The organism is Opitutia bacterium, from assembly GCA_016217545.1.
Taxonomy (GTDB): Bacteria; Verrucomicrobiota; Verrucomicrobiia; order Opitutales; family Opitutaceae; genus Didemnitutus.
The window spans coordinates 1-15,040 of record JACRHT010000003.1 but is presented as its reverse complement, the minus strand read 5'-3'; the positions used below and the strand labels follow the sequence as shown (position 1 = coordinate 15,040).

14 protein-coding genes and 1 tRNA gene are annotated in these 15,040 nt (G+C 59.3%); 11 read left to right on the top strand and 4 right to left on the bottom strand.

Annotation, left to right across the window (positions count from 1 at the left end; all coding sequences use genetic code 11):
* The first annotated feature begins 120 nt into the window (after nt 1–120).
* Nucleotides 121–1,413: an MFS transporter gene (locus HZA32_02690; protein MBI5422965.1), complete on the top strand. Its 1,293-nt coding sequence runs from the start codon at nt 121–123 to the stop codon at nt 1,411–1,413.
* Nucleotides 1,414–1,498: 85 nt separating this feature from the next.
* A tRNA-Gln gene (locus tag HZA32_02685) sits at nt 1,499–1,572 on the top strand.
* A gap of 64 nt (nt 1,573–1,636) precedes the next feature.
* On the opposite strand, the gene HZA32_02680 is transcribed toward HZA32_02685, so the two are convergent.
* The 3 genes from HZA32_02680 to HZA32_02670 are packed head-to-tail and all read right to left on the bottom strand — an operon-like array spanning nt 1,637 to nt 3,557.
* Nucleotides 1,637–1,969: a helix-turn-helix transcriptional regulator gene (locus HZA32_02680; GenBank protein ID MBI5422964.1), complete on the bottom strand. Its 333-nt coding sequence runs from the start codon at nt 1,967–1,969 to the stop codon at nt 1,637–1,639.
* 21 nt (nt 1,970–1,990) lie between these two features.
* Nucleotides 1,991–3,271 (bottom strand): AAA family ATPase, encoded by a 1,281-nt coding sequence (locus HZA32_02675; GenBank protein MBI5422963.1) that lies wholly within the window; start codon nt 3,269–3,271, stop codon nt 1,991–1,993.
* A gap of 46 nt (nt 3,272–3,317) precedes the next feature.
* On the bottom strand, nt 3,318–3,557 hold the full coding sequence (locus tag HZA32_02670; GenBank protein ID MBI5422962.1) for a helix-turn-helix transcriptional regulator: 240 nt from the start codon (nt 3,555–3,557) through the stop codon (nt 3,318–3,320).
* Nucleotides 3,558–3,651: 94 nt separating this feature from the next.
* Between HZA32_02670 and HZA32_02665 the strand changes: the two genes are divergently transcribed.
* Complete coding sequence (locus HZA32_02665) at nt 3,652–4,050, top strand: hypothetical protein (protein MBI5422961.1); 399 nt, start codon at nt 3,652–3,654, stop codon at nt 4,048–4,050.
* Nucleotides 4,051–4,071: 21 nt separating this feature from the next.
* Nucleotides 4,072–4,224 (top strand): DUF2384 domain-containing protein, encoded by a 153-nt coding sequence (locus HZA32_02660; GenBank protein MBI5422960.1) that lies wholly within the window; start codon nt 4,072–4,074, stop codon nt 4,222–4,224.
* Nucleotides 4,225–4,273: 49 nt separating this feature from the next.
* Here the strand turns inward: HZA32_02660 and HZA32_02655 are convergent, their stop codons facing one another.
* Entirely contained in the window at nt 4,274–4,501 is a 228-nt protein-coding gene (locus tag HZA32_02655; GenBank protein MBI5422959.1) for a helix-turn-helix transcriptional regulator, read from the bottom strand.
* Nucleotides 4,502–4,655: 154 nt separating this feature from the next.
* Here HZA32_02655 and HZA32_02650 point away from each other — a divergent pair, with 154 nt between their 5' ends.
* The 7 genes from HZA32_02650 to HZA32_02620 all read left to right on the top strand — a co-directional run bounded on the left by HZA32_02650 (nt 4,656) and on the right by HZA32_02620 (nt 14,950).
* The gene (locus tag HZA32_02650; protein ID MBI5422958.1) at nt 4,656–5,390 is read left to right on the top strand and encodes a hypothetical protein; all 735 of its coding nucleotides are present in this window, start codon (nt 4,656–4,658) and stop codon (nt 5,388–5,390) included.
* On the top strand, nt 5,387–6,148 hold the full coding sequence (locus tag HZA32_02645) for a hypothetical protein (protein ID MBI5422957.1): 762 nt from the start codon (nt 5,387–5,389) through the stop codon (nt 6,146–6,148). Before HZA32_02650 ends, HZA32_02645 begins: the two co-directional genes overlap by 4 nt.
* The gene (locus HZA32_02640; protein MBI5422956.1) at nt 6,145–6,651 is read left to right on the top strand and encodes a hypothetical protein; all 507 of its coding nucleotides are present in this window, start codon (nt 6,145–6,147) and stop codon (nt 6,649–6,651) included. Before HZA32_02645 ends, HZA32_02640 begins: the two co-directional genes overlap by 4 nt.
* Nucleotides 6,652–6,663: 12 nt before the next feature.
* The gene (locus tag HZA32_02635) at nt 6,664–13,767 is read left to right on the top strand and encodes a VCBS repeat-containing protein (GenBank protein MBI5422955.1); all 7,104 of its coding nucleotides are present in this window, start codon (nt 6,664–6,666) and stop codon (nt 13,765–13,767) included.
* A 10-nt stretch (nt 13,768–13,777) separates the two neighbouring features.
* Entirely contained in the window at nt 13,778–14,068 is a 291-nt protein-coding gene (locus tag HZA32_02630) for a hypothetical protein (protein MBI5422954.1), read from the top strand.
* Between the two features lie 228 nt (nt 14,069–14,296).
* The gene (locus HZA32_02625) at nt 14,297–14,656 is read left to right on the top strand and encodes a DUF2384 domain-containing protein (GenBank protein ID MBI5422953.1); all 360 of its coding nucleotides are present in this window, start codon (nt 14,297–14,299) and stop codon (nt 14,654–14,656) included.
* A gap of 30 nt (nt 14,657–14,686) precedes the next feature.
* On the top strand, nt 14,687–14,950 hold the full coding sequence (locus HZA32_02620; protein ID MBI5422952.1) for a transposase: 264 nt from the start codon (nt 14,687–14,689) through the stop codon (nt 14,948–14,950).
* The last annotated feature ends 90 nt before the right edge of the window (nt 14,951–15,040 follow it).

Below are 15,040 nucleotides of genomic sequence, written 5' to 3'. Positions count from 1 at the left end.
TCCGATCCTCGGTCAGCGTCGTCGCACGGGTTGCTCGCTTCGCCGCAACGTTGCTGACGCCGTCGCGGGGCCTGCTACGGTCGCGCGGTGGCATTCCCCTCCACGCCTCCGCCCGGAACCGTGCCTTCGCGGCCGGATCCCTTGACCGCCGTCCTGCGGCGCTTCCTCGTCGTGCAACCCTCGGAGTCGCGCGCGCTGGCGTGGGCGTGGCTCTATGTGTTCGCGCTGTTCCTGTCCTACTACGTGCTGCGGCCGATCCGCGACGAGCTCGGCGTCGCCGGCGGGGTGAAGAACCTGCCGTGGCTCTTCACCGGCACGCTGGTGGCTATGCTCGCGGTGAATCCGCTGTTCGGCTGGGCGGTGCGGCGGTGGCGGCGCGATCGCTTCATCGCGCTCACGTATCGGTTCTTCATGGTGAACCTCGTGGCGTTCATGGTGCTGCTCGCGGTCGCGACGCCGGCGCAGCACGTGTGGATCGGCCGCGCGTTCTTCATCTGGGTGTCGGTGTTCAATCTCTTTGTCGTGTCCGTGTTCTGGTCGTTCATCGTCGACGTGTTCGATGCGGAGCAGGGGAAGCGGCTGTTTGGTTTCCTCGCGGCGGGTGCGACGCTCGGCGGCATCGCGGGCTCGGCGCTGACGTCGGGCTTCGTGGAAAAACTCGGGCAGCACTGGCTGTTGTTCGCGGCGATCGCGTTGCTCGAGGTGGCGGTGTTCGCGTCGCGACGACTCGGCGGAGTCTGCGCGGCGTTTCGGCGGCCGGCGCCGGGCGAGGAGGCGGAGCGGCCGGTGGGTGGCAGCGTGCTCGCGGGTCTCACGCACACGTTCCGCTCGCCGTATCTGGCCGGCATCGCGGTGTTCATGCTGCTCTACACGATCACGTCGACGTTCCTTTATTTCCAGCAGGCGACGATCGCGGAGCAGCATTTTCCGGAGCGTGCGGCGCGCACGGCGTTTTTCGCCGACTTGGATTTCTGGGTGAACACGCTGACCCTCGCCTGCCAATTGCTGCTGACCGGACGGCTGATGCCGCGGGCCGGCGTCGTGCTCACGCTCGGCGCGCTGCCGCTGTTGAGCACCGCGGGATTCGGGGCGCTGGCGGTGGCGCCGACGGTGGCGGTTTTCGTCGTCGTGCAGGTGGCGCGGCGCGTGAGCAACTTCGCGTTGGCGCGGCCGGCGCGCGAAGTCCTCTACACCGTCGTGCCACGCGAGGACCGCTACAAGGCGAAGGTTTTCATCGACACGGTGGTGTATCGCGGCGGCGACCAGCTCGCGAGTTGGAGCTACGCGGGGCTGGCGGCGCTAGGTCTCGGGTTCACGGGCATCTCGCTGGTGGCGGTGCCGTTGTCGATGGCGTGGCTGGGGTTGAGCGTCTGGCTGGGAAAACGGCAGGCTGACCGGCAACGCGCCCGCTGAAGCCGAGGCGCCGGGAAGGGGCGAACGGATTGACGATTCCGCCCTTGACCCGCCCCGGTGCGCGCTCTTCTTTCGGCCGCTCCACTGCCTGGTGGTGTAATGGTAGCACAGGCGACTTTGACTCGCCTAGTCATGGTTCGAATCCATGCCGGGCAGCCAACAGCAAGTATCTGTGGCTGAATATCGTTAGGCTATTTATTCCGATAATGGAAATACCCGCCTGCTATGACTTTTTAGCCAGCGGTCGAGCACGCAAAAGGCCCTTGGGCACCGGATTGGGTTCTTCGATGACTGGTTCCGCCAAGAAAAACTCACCGGGCTCGACCGCCAGCACTCGCGCGAGCGCAGCGATTTCGACGTCCGTGATGCAGCGCACTCCGCACTCGATCTTGGCAACTTCCGTCGGCCCAAGTTCGAACCCGCTTTCGCAGCACTTCGAGGCAAGGGCAGCCTGAGTGAGCAGGTGCTTCCGTCGAATGCGCTGAATTGCTGGGCCGATCAGGTTTTGTCTCGGACCTGCTTTTTTCCATCGGCGACTGCGGCGCTGCCATGCCATTGCTTTCGGTCTCCGTAAACGTCACGGTCGCTCACGACTCGACTGTGAGGTTGATTCACTAATCTCCGTATGGCCGAGCGCTAGACTCATCCAAGAATCGCGGGTGTGTTCAGGGGGTAGCGCAAAGCGCGCCGGGTTACCTTTCACGCTCTTGCCGAGTTCTTTTAATAAACCGACGTGAACAAGGTCTTTCACCAACATGCGTGCCCACGTGCCGCGGTCGCGGGTTATCAGCGCGACACCTTGAATAATCTCAGTCTCAGTGAGATTTTGCTTCCCCGACGAAAGTATCCGATGGACCGCGGACAGCTTCTCGTGGTGACGGCGCGCGGTGCGGGGCGTCTCCCCGCCGTTGTATTTGTAGGTCAAACCCTCGTCCTCACGCTCCAAGGAGAAATTATCGAGCTGCGCTGCGTGGCGCGAACTGCACGTGAGCATGACCTCGCGATCTCGGCGCACGCCTTGAAACTTGGTGATGGTAATCGCGAGGTCAGCTTCGGCATGAATTGACGACGCTCCTCGAATCGAGGTGGCAGCGGTAGCTCCGTATGAGCGATCTCCGTATGGTTTTCGTGTATGATGGATGATGACCTTGGCGGGTCTTTGACGCCCACTGGACGTCTCGTAGTTGCATAAGCTATCGAGCTCATGGAGCACATGCCGCATGTCTATGTTCGCATTTTCATCGCAGTCGTGGAGCTGAGATAGTGAATCAAACACGATGACGTCAGGCAGCACTCGGGTGACGATGTCTTGCCAACATTTGCGCGCTGCAGCGTCTAGCGAAACGCCTGATTTTTTGGAGCGGCGCCTGATAGAAAACGATTTTTCTCCGTTGATCTGGAACACATGGAAAAGCGGCAGAGGGCTATGCGCGGCGTTGCGTTTATGCCCCTCACTGGGGCGAGCTTTCGCGAAACCGCGAGCCACCCCCGGTATCTCCAAAATCGAAACTCCAAGCTTCTCAGCCTGTCGGCACAGACGTCCCCACACTGCATCCGGCTCCATTTCTAAAGACACGAAAAGCACGCGCCACCCCGGACGCTCTGATGATGCCGGTTTAATCGCTAGCGCAGGATGCCCAAAGAGATTGCCGCTGCCGCGCAACAATTGGAGGCAAAGCTGCGAAGCCAACAGACTTTTGCCGGATTTGGGTGCGCCCGCGAGAATTACGAGATCTCCGCACGCGATGAAGGAGGAGACCATCTCTCGCCGAGGCTCACCGCCTTCGATCCAGAGACGCTCCGCATCCCATACATCGCTCTCCCCGTCAGACTTCGTTTTGCTGGAATCGGCTGCCATGAATAAATTCCGCCGTGATATGAACGCGGTATTCACCGATAGGCCGCTAGTTCGATTCAAATAACGTTTCTATAGGGACACGTAATGCACGCGCTAACACGCGAAGCTCGAGATCGTTGATTTCTCGCCGACCATTTTCGATCCGCTCGACCACCTTGCGTGTCACGTCCCAACCGCGAATGTGCAGCTTTGCGGCCAATTGCTCACGTGTGAGTCCTTGGGCTTTCCGGAGCCTCAACACGACTTTACCGGCGAGGTTACGACGCGATGATCCTGACTTTGGCATGCCGCGCCATCGTAGGCGAACATCCGCTCGTTTTGGGTCCACCGGTGGACCATTTCTGGTTGACCTTCAGCCGCCTGCGTTAGACCGTAAGTTGATGAAACCGATGACTCACGAGGAGGTCTTGGCAGCGAGCACGGCTTGGATTCGGGCACACCCCAATGCGAAGCTACATGATGTCCCAGATCACCTCCTCGAGGCGTGGATATCGGAGGATCCCTACGCCCCAGAGGGCTTTCACGTTAGGATTTTTTCTTTGGGCTACTTCCAGGAGCAACTGATTCGGAGCAACGGACGGGAGGTCGAAGTCACCACCGTCGCAATGATCGAGCAATTCAAGATTTGGCAGTTGAAACTTGGCCTTCTGCTTCAAGACCGGCAAACCGATCAAAAGATATACCCGATGTCGCTTTTCGAATCTCCTAAGGGTGAAACGATCAAGCTTTGGCGCGCGGATAGTCCCTTGGCAAACACACCCTCTTTGAACGTTTCTTGAAAGAAATTCAGGGGGCGGCGGATCGAACCGCGGTGGCGACTGAGCTGCGAAGAAAATCCGTTACCGGCACCTACTCTCGGCAACAAGGCGCCCCTTGATGTCATGCGCTCCGCTGCTGGGAGGCTAAAGGTGGCGCGTATCCTACGAGCAATCGATCGCGGCGTTTACCTTTAGCGCACACGATGCAACCGCATTGACGCTCACTTTTCCATCAAGCGCAGCGCTATTTTTGAAGAACGGAATCCCATGGACAGCCGAGCGCACGGCGCAGCCGCATGGCAGTCGTCACGAGAACGTTGGTTTCCCCCGCCTCGATTTTTTGGAGCGTGCGGACGTTCAAGTCAGCCAGTTCCGCCAATCGTTCTTGAGTAACCTCCCGCGCCAGTCGCTCCCGACGGAGTTTTGCGCCGAACTTCACGAGATCGCGGCGAATATGGGTTGGCGAAGGCACGCCCCATCATGCCGTGAATTGAGAGTTTTAAGAACGGCACAATATGCCGTAAAATGATGCACACTCGAAAGAATCGTATTGTCGGCCCGATGCAGTTTGGCGCAGTATCCGCATGCCGCGCCGGCCGGGCCACCGGTGCGGTTCAATTTATCTCATGAAAATATCCCTCGGGATGGGGTGGCCTTTCTGTGCGTGCGCGTCTCTACTGCTGGCGTCGCCCGCGGCAGCGCAGACAAGCACGACTGGCGCCAAGCTGACATTCGATGTGCTCGCGCGCAAGGTGGAGAACCACGGCGACCACACGGTTACGTTTGTGCGAGTGAAGCCGCCGATTCTTCCCCATGCCCACGCACCTGCGCCACGGCCCGAACCTACAGTCGAAGAGCAAGCGACCGCCGCGCGCCGCGCGACCAAATCTTACGAGACGATCACAGTCACCGCGAATGTCTACGTTGGGACGCGCACGGTGACAGAACTGTCATGGCAGGAGGAGGGCGTAACCTATCGCGCACTCTCGAACATCGATTTTCGCCTGCTAACGCAGCTAACCGACATCGAGACGAAGGGCGCCGTATTTCTCTGGTTTCCGTTCGTGTGCGCAGTCGATAACGAAGCCCCCACCAACGTTTCAACAGACGGCTTGAAGCACCTCAGCGCTGAACATGCAGACTACGTTCTGCTCGGATCGAACAACGACTCCAAAACTGCGCCCAAAGGCCTCGATCTGCTCGACTACCTTCACGCTTACGCGCAGCTCAACGGCCCCAAACTCAGAAGCGACCTCGTCAAACGGGAAGCCGACGAGTTGGCCGCGGAAGAGAAGCGGAGAAAAGCTCCGCCACCAAGTCCGGTCATAACGTTCTGGTTGGAAACGGAGGCGAAGCGATGAACACGCAGCGCATTCGGTATCTGATTTTTTTTGCTGGCCTAGTCTTCGGCGCGATCCCGTCCGTCTTCTCGCAAACGGTCACCGATCTCAACATGGGGGCGACGATGGCGATTGGCGACACCGACCCGCCGACGTGGCGCTTCAGTTGGTGGGGCCGCTCCGGTCGCCACTATCTCGTCCAGATTTCGCTCGACTTGCAGACCTGGAGTTTTCTTCCCGCGACGAACCCGAGCGGTGCAGATGAGCCCTTCACCGTCGTGACGGCGATTGACTACGATCCGACAAACACGGGGCAGAACACCATCGCGCCGAAACTTTTCTTCCGTGCGATCGAGTTCAACCCGTTCGATTATCCGGCCACCGGCAACCTGCTCTCCGATGAGTGGGAGCGGTTCTATTTTGGCGTCACCGAAGTCGATCAGAAGGCCGATCCCGACGGCGATGGACTGACAAATTTGCAAGAGTATCGCCTTGGCACCAACCCCGTCCTTGCAGACACCGACGGGGACGGCTTGCCCGACGGATGGGAAGTCCACTACGGCCTCGATCCGAAGTCTGCGGCAGCAGCGCCGACCGACACCGACGGCGACGGACGCACCGACCTCGCCGAATACGCTGCGGGCACCGATCCGACCAACCGCGCCGACAGCGCCTCCGCCCTCCCTCCCGGGGGCAACTTGGTTCTCTCCGCACCTGACGCCGTTTATTACAAGGTGAACAAAACCACCGGCGCGATCTCCGCCACTGACGCGCCATGAACCCATCAAACCGTTCCGTCCGGCATTTGTTGGTCTTGTGCTTCGGTCTGGCACTGATCGCCGGACTGTGGCTATGGCAGCGCTCTCAGCATAACGCTCCGCACGAAGCATCCCCGGTCGCACGCAAGACGACCGTCCCTGCCACGTCAGCCATCGCCCAAGTTCAGACGATGCCGCCCGTTGCGCCAAAAACTTCCGAGCCCATCGCATCGGTTGCAGAAGCGCTGGTCACCGAACCAGCGATTGCCAATTCTGCGGACCGCGTCGACCCGAAGCCATCGACGACCGAACCTTCCACGCCTCCGGGCGCTCCTGACGGAACGGACGCTGTTCCCGCGACCGCGTCCGAAGTGCAAGCCACGCGTCGGATGTATGCGGCGCACGCTCCGCTGCGCGCGCCCGAAGTTGCCAACCCCGATTCGACCGCAAATCGCGCCGCCTTGCAGACGATGCTGCAAAAATCTCTTTCCCGCACGCAGTCGAAAGACTCGAGCAAACCGTAGTCTCTTTGGGTCATGCGATCGATCTTCTCACCTTCCCCGCGTCGCTGCGTTGCCATGCTGTCGACGCTGTTGGCAATGTTCGCTGCGTCGGTGGCGCTCGATGCCGCCGATCTGGTCGGCACACTTCCCGGCAGCGTGTCCGTGGACAACCGCGGTGCCGCGAACTACACAATACAGCTCAGGGTTCCTCCGGGGCGGCAAGGGGTGCAGCCGCAACTGGCACTGACCTACAATAGTCAATCGGGAGATGGTCCCCTTGGCGTAGGCTTCTCGATCTCGACGGGTTTCCCTCAAGCCATCACCCGAGGTCGTTCGATTCTGGCCCGCGATAACGAAGTCCGAGGCGTCACCTTCACTGCCGACGATCAACTCTACCTCGAAGGGAAACGTCTCATTCTGACCAGCTCAACGAACACTCATTTCAAACCGGGTAGCACGTATCGCACCGAGGTCGACTCGTTCGTGACCATTTCTGCCAGCGGTGCTGACAACAATGTCGATACTTTTGTCATGGAAGACAAGGAGGGGATGAAGTATACTTTCGGCAAATACTCGAACACCACCGACGGGTTTCAGTCAGCCGGCGGTGAAACTACCGGAGCCGCTTACGCCTACGCCCTGAAGCGTGTTGAGGATCGCACGGGGAATTTCCTCTCTTTCACCTACGCTGATCAAGGTGAGGGCGAACATCTCCTCACGAAGATTGACTACACCGGCGGCAGCGAGTCGATCGATCCACAGGCTTATCTTTCCTTCACCTACGAAGCTCGGACGAACGTTGCACAAAACTATCTGGCGGGACGCCATGTAAACAGCACGAAACGGTTGGCTTCGATCGAGGGTTACATAAAAGTCGGTTCGAGCGACAAGCTGGCCACGAAATATTCGCTCGCCTATGAGGACGCCGCTACCGCAGGGCGCACCCATCTCAAATCCATCACCCCCGCGTTCGCCAACCCGCAGAGCGCGAACTACGATTTGCAATCAGCACCGGGAACGGTGGTGACTTGGGGAGCAGCTCCCACAGTGCTATCCGCCCCCGGCGCTGCATTCGAACCATCGAGCAGCCACACGTTGCGAGCGAACTGGCAAGGCGACTTTAATGGCGATGGACGCAGCGACGTCCTTTTCCTCGAGGGAACCAACTATGTCGTCGCGACGCCAAACGGAGACGGATCTTGGAGCAGCTACACGGCCCCCGTTGGAACTTGGGGTGTCTTTGGCTGGGGCCCCGGGCCGGTGGCCGTCGGTGATTTCAACGGAGACGGAAAATCGGATTTGGTGTGGCACAACTACGGCACCTCCAATCCCGCGCAGAATCAAGGATGGTATCTGGCATTGTCGACCGGCACCGGATTCGCCGATCGGGTGCCCATGAGCACAAAAGGCGGAGTCGTCAGTTATTTGGACCTGGAAAATCGCGGCCTGCCTGGGTCTGCGGTAGTGGTGGACTTGGACGGCGATGGAATCGACGAGTTGATCTATCAGGAGATGGCTGTGCAGAGTATCGCGGGTTTCGGTCTACCTCCTCCGATTATCACCATCGACGGCTTTGAATCCGCTTACAGGTGGGCGGAAAACCAAATGACCGGGAGCGCGGGAACCATATCGGTCAATACCGCCAACGGCACCTTGCATTGGGTGCAGCCGATTCTTTCCGGCGCCAACATAACGTTCACAGATACGGAACTCCCAAATCTGCCGCTGCCGGACCCTGGATTGGGACGAGGCTACACGTTGCAGAGATGCGATCTCGATGGGGATGGACGTTCGGACCTCATTGCCACGCAAAACGAACTCGATGCCAGTGACCCCTATCATCCGAGCGTTTTTCTATCCATGCATGCCCTTCGCAACACCGGCAATGGGACGTTTGGTTTCGTTGAGACGATCGGAAATTTTGGCCAAAGTTACGGCGGGACCGACGGCTCCGGTGGCTTCCGTTCCCTTGTGGGCGATATCAACGGAGACGGCTTGGACGATGTCCTCTGTTTCCAAGCCACTCGGTATGCAGGAGGGCAGTTCGATGCGCAGTCGGGTTGGCGGGTTGCGCTCTCCAAGGGCGACGGGCATTTTGACTCTACTGCCTTTGCCACACTACCTGCGGCCATCTCAGTGGACGGTAGTGTGGTCGACACGTTTATCCAGCGATCCGGCACGGTCGACGTTCTCGTCGAGAATTTCGAAACAACGACCGAGACATTTCAGAGTGTTAAGGGATTCGATATTAGCGCGGTTCTGCTCCTGGATCGGAACGCCGACGGCAGGAAGGATTTCGCGTGGTATTCGCCGACCAAAGGTTGGCGTTGCGTCCTCGCAAAGGCAGGAGGATTCGACACGGCCAATCCAATTGCCCTGATTGATTCCAGCAGCGACAGCACGGAATACAACGTCGCCGGCGATTTCGGCTGGGATGTCGCGGCCATCGATGGCCAAGGAAACGGGGCCGAGAGCATCCTTCTGCTACGGCGGAATTCCACCATTTTCGAGCTTCCGGAAGCGTGCGCAATTGCCGCCGCTGCGCATACCGACAATCACCGCATCGTCGATATCGCCAATGGGCTGGGTGCACAAACGGCGCTTATCTACGCACCAATCTCGTCCGACGCCATCTATACCTCCGGTGCGACAGTAGCCTATCCCATTCGCGAGAGCCGTCGCCAAGTAGTTGTGGCGGATTTGTATCGGGACAATGGCGGCAATTTCGCCGGCGATGAGCGCCAGCATCTCAGCTACCAATACGCTGGCAATCGCGTGGATCTTTCCGGCCGCGGCAGCCTTGGTTTCCACGCCTTCGTCACTCTCGACCAACAAACCAAACTCTTCAAATATCAGTTCCTCGCGCAGTCGTTTCCGATGACGGGTCTGACCGCTCGTGAGGAGACCTATCGCTACTGGGAAGGACCGGTCGAGGGAGCCGAGGCGAACGGCACCAAAGCTCAATTCCGCATCCTCTCCTCGCACGACAACACTGTTGTCTTCGATGAGGTCGTGAAATCCAAAGACGACCCGACCGCGTGGGGCACGGTCTGGCCCTACATCTCACGCGCGACGGAATACCGCTGGGAAGATTCAACCACCGCCCACTTCACGCTGAACCTCGCCTCGCCTTCATCTCAGCCAGAGGCGCTGTTCCCGCGGACCAAGGAAAGCGGCGAATATATCAAAATCACCGCCGAGTCTTTGTTCGATGAGGAGACATCGGTGCATACGGCCTTGCCGGAGTCGTTCAATTCATCGGACACGACGTCGACCGGAGCGAATGCCGTCACGGGAGTCATGACGTTTTCGACAATTTCTGGTCATCTTCCGCGCAAAATCACCTACGGGAATCTCACGACGCTCACGACAGACTATGGCGACGATTACGGCGAGAAAGTCGTCACCAGTTATCATCCTGCCTCTGGTGGGCTAACCGGTCTGGTGAAGGACGTGCAGACTTTCGTGTGGGGCGGCGGCTACGGCACAAGCGCCGCGCCCGAGGCGTCGCCCAAGAAAACTTTCGGCTATTGGATCGACGGTGTCGTGCAGACTCCGCTGGTGGAGACCGAGACGATCGACGCCGACGAGACCGACCTCGATCTCACCACCACTTACTCGCGCGACACGCGGGGCCGCGTGTATAAAACCGAGATCGCCAACACGACTGCCACCGGCCTTCAGACCATTGGCAGCTACTCCACCTCGTCTGTCCCGTTCAAGGCCGGCTCCGAGACCGACTACGATTTCGACGCGACGTTCGATTTGCCGAAGACGGTCCAGAACGCCGCCCCTTACCTGCATGCGACCAAAATCGTTTACGATCCGATTCTCGGTCTGCCCACGAACGTCACCGATCCCAACGCCGCCGAAACCACCACGATCTACGACGCCCTTGGTCGCGTCACGCAGGTCCAGGACGTGCTCAAGAGTCTCCAAACTGACACCACCTATTCGCTGGACTCCAGCGCCAGCGTTTCACCGCCGACCGGAGTTACCGGTCTTGCGCTCACGTCGGTCTACAAAGTCCAAGTGACGGCCACAGGCCAGCCGACGGTCACCACGTATTTTGATCGCTTGGGACGAGCGATCCGAGTCGTGAAAGAGGGTTACGCCTCGCAGACCTCCACCACCGATACCGCCTACAATTCTCTCGGGCAGATCGTCGCCGTCTCGAATGCCTACACCTCGGAAACTACGGACACCAACAAGCTCTGGACGAAAACCACCTACGACGCGCTCGGGCGCGTCAGCACTGTAACCGCTCCCAATGGCACCGTCACCTCGACCACCTACAACGGCCGAACGACAACGGTCTCAGTCGATGCGGACACTCTCGGCGGGGTGAATCCGGAAGCGCAAGCCACCACGACCCTCGTTGACGCCAAGGGACGCACCGTGAAGGTGTGGAACGCCGACAATTCGCCGGGCACGATCAGCGCCACCACCGGCGGCAGCAGCACCGCTTCGCTCGAGTTCAAGCTCGATGGCTTCGGCCGGATGCGAGAGACGATCCTCAAGGGGCAGACGCAAAAAATTACCGCCACTTACGACGCGCTCGGACGACAGGCGACGCTCACCGACCCCGACAAAGGCGCTTGGACCTACACCAACAACGCTCTCGGCCAGGTCGTTAGCCAGAAAGATGCAAACAAAGCTGTCACCGAATCCGCGTTCGATCACTTAGGTCGGCCGCAAACCCGCACCACTACCCAGTTCGGCACTGGCGCGCCTGTGGAAGCAGCATCGTGGTTTTACTACGATGTCGCGGCGACCAAAGGTTGGATTGGTTCTCTCGCCCGCGAAGAACACGCTCTCAGCAATGCCCCCGGCTACACCGACCCCGGAAGCACGAAATATTTCTATTACGATTCGAAGGGACGCCCGGAAATCGTGCTCACAACGATCGACGGCAAATGGTTCTACACACATACCAAATACGACAGCGTCAGTCGTCCTGCGACGGTTCGCTACTATTGGCGACCTGCGGCGCACGAAGCGCCCGGCGATTATCCCTACCTCTGGGAAAACTTCGGCTTCACCTACAGCTACGACGACCAGAGTCACGTCACGCAAATCGCCGACACGGCGGCGCGCGTCTGGTGGCAGGCAGCCGCCACCGATGGCTATGATCACCTCGACCGCCCCGTCAAAATCCAGAAGGGCTCCGGACATTGGACGATGCGCGCCTATCGCGCCAGCGACGGGGTGCTCACCTCGATCAAAACCGGCCCGGCCGCGGGCGACACCGACATCCAGAATCTCGGCGTCACCTTCGACGGCCTCGGCAATTTGCGTAAACGCACGAGCGGCGACCTCACCGAAACCCTAGGTTACGATTCACTCAATCGCCTGACCAGTTCGACGACGCAAGGTGACACCACCTATGAAGCCAACGGCAACATCGCGACGAAGAAGAGCGTCGCCGGCGCGGACAGCGACACCTACATCTACAGCACAACGAAGCCTCACGCCGTCACCAGCGCCTTCGGCTACACGATGGGTTACGACGCCAACGGCAACCTCGAGACGCGGACCAAGGGCACCGAAGGGAATACCGACTGGCAGAAATGGTCGTTGAAATGGACCGGCTTCGACAAACCCCGCTGGATGGCCAAGACCGTCGGTTCGGTCACCACCGGCAGCGAATTTCTCTACGACGCGCACCGCTCGCGCGTGGCACACTTGGAGTTCGACGCCATGAGCGGCGGCGCCAGCTCTGCGCCTTCACACTACACGCGCAAAAAGCTCTACGCCGTCGGTGCGGCGATGGAAGTCGACTACGTCAACACCGCCGCCACCGGCGCGCCAGTGTGGCAGCAAAAGACCGTGCGCCTCTACGTGTCCGCGCCCGAGGGCACCGTCGGCGCCGTCGAGATTCCTTCGCTCAACCAAGGCGGCACTCCCGAGACCTGGGTTTACCATCACGATCATCTCGGCTCCATCGAGAGCATCACGCGCTACGGCGACGCCAGCGCGGTCACCGCCCGCAGCGCGAGCGGCCAGAGCGGCCGCTACAGCGAAGACGCCTGGGGCCAGCGCCGCGATCCCGCAACATGGAACGGCACACCTTCGACGTCAACCTACGACCTGAACACCCTCACGCCCCGTGGGTTTACCGGCCATGAGATGATGGACGGCTTGGAGTTGGTGAATATGAACGGGCGCATCTACGATCCCCTCTTGGGTCGAATGCTGTCTGCCGACATCGTAGTGCAGGCTCCGGGAAACTTGCAGAGCTACAACCGGTATAGCTACGTCGCCAACAATCCGCTGACTTTTACGGACAGATCAGGCTTTAGTATCGACGATCCAAACGACAATGGGCTGTTGAGAAAATCGAAAGCAAACACGGCAGCGGGTAACAATTGGAAAGCGATGGGGTATGGGCTCGCTGCGCTTCCGAAACTAGCGTTCGACTCGACGGTTCACGTTTTCCGAAATGCGCTGCCGCAGAGTATCGCAGCAGCAAAGCAGGACTTGGCTGCAAAGAATGCATCGGGGAAACTGGGAGGCTATGAAACGACTGTCGGGAGGCTTGCCTTGGCTTCTGTTGAAGTTGGCACAGGAGCACCCAGTCTAGTAGCGAACGTCGATCGCATTCCGAAAATCGTCTCTGGATTTCCGGGCAAAATCACGGGAGATGTGAAAGCGGCGATCAAGAATCCGACGGTTAGCAACGTGGCCAACGTCGCGGAAGATGCAGCAATAGTTTACGGTGGCGTTAAGCTAACCCAAGGACTTGCTGGTGGCATCAAAGGCGCGTTAGCGTCTGGCGAATCCAGTGTCGCAGCGGCGCAGATTGCCAACCCTGTTCCTCAAACAGTGGCGCGAGTCATTCCGAATGGACTGAAGACAACTACGCTGGGGGCCCCTTCAGCGCCTGATGTCTTCGTGGCAGATGCGGCACAATTGAAAGGACTGAACGCGCAACAGGTCGCCACCGTGCTAACCATTCCTGAGAGCCCAACTGGGTTCAAAGTCATCGAGTTTCCTACGCCAGAAGGGCTGGCTACGCCAATAAATCGAACAAATCCAGGTTTTGTCGGAAAAGGGCAGACCGCCGGAAAGGCTAGTGAATTTGTCGTTCCAAATGGGCCAATCCCGGAAAAGGCAACGATCACCGAGGTCCACTAAAAGCATATCTATGAAACTACAGCCGAACGAGCACGATCTTTCGGGCGCTTGGATACAGAAAGACAACACATTGCAGGCAGATGCCGTCTCTGCGCGCATTGAATGGTTGACCTCGCATCACCTTAAAAAGATTGCTTCCAGCAAGCAATGGGGGGACTGGGAAGTCCTCTACCAAGATCCCGATGACGGACGCTATTGGGAGCGCACTTTCCCTCAGGGAGAATTGCAGGGCGGAGGGCCACCCCGATTGGCGATAGTCGACCTAGAGCGGGTCCGTTCAAAATACCAGATCCCGCTATGAATTGGGAGGCACCTCGCACGCCGTCGTCTCTGCGACCCGCGCCGCGCTCCGCGCCTACGGTCACGTTATGGCGTCGCAAAAACAGAGATCAACCAAGAGCGGGCGCACGCCATCCTATGGCCGAGGCTGAGTGCGAAGCTGCTTTTATGTGGATCATCACAACACACGGATTCTTCGCCATGGTTCGGCAGACATTAATACGATCCTGGTCCAGCTCTCCGGAACAGGATGAACTCTAACATCTCCGCCGGCATGATGAAACCGAATACGAAAAACACGTCTGAGCGACCGGAGGCACCGCCAAAGGTCTTCGGCCTGCTCACCCCAAGCGAAAGGCGTCGCCTCGACGCAAGTCTGGTGGCTGAAATCCGCAGGCTCGAGCACTGCCGCAGGCAAATTGGCCGAATCGATCGGGAGGTGTTTTTGGCAGGCATTTCCTGCTTCGAATCGGCGTCTGTCTTGGCGCGCTGGCTCTGCGAGCCGGCGGTTGGCTTGGGAGGCAAAGTGCCGCTACGGGTCATGCGCACGGAGAAGGGCCGAAAGGATGTGGCGAATCTTCTCAGACGGATTGACTACGGCGTCTATTGAGGAAGGCCTTTTTTGCTATTCAGGCGAACAGTGACCATTCAAAAGCGCGACGAGTGTCCGAACGTCCATCTGTTCTTCACGATCGCTGACGCACAGCATAAGACTGAAGCGTGGCGCACAGACTATAACCTTCTTTGTCCGCACGGTGCTCTGGCTTCGCTGCCTCCGGCAGACTTGGCCAGAGCACTGTGCGAATTACCGAAAACCGACCACATCAGCCGAGAAACTAGAGCCTCCGCTGTCCGTAAGTGTCCGGTCGGCGTCCCCGTAGGCGGCGCGGAGTTTCCGCGGTAGAGTGTCGCGATGGGAACGATTGTTGCGGAGGTGATCGATACGGGGAATCGCGATGCGAGTGGGCGGCGCCGGGTATCGGCGATGCAGCGC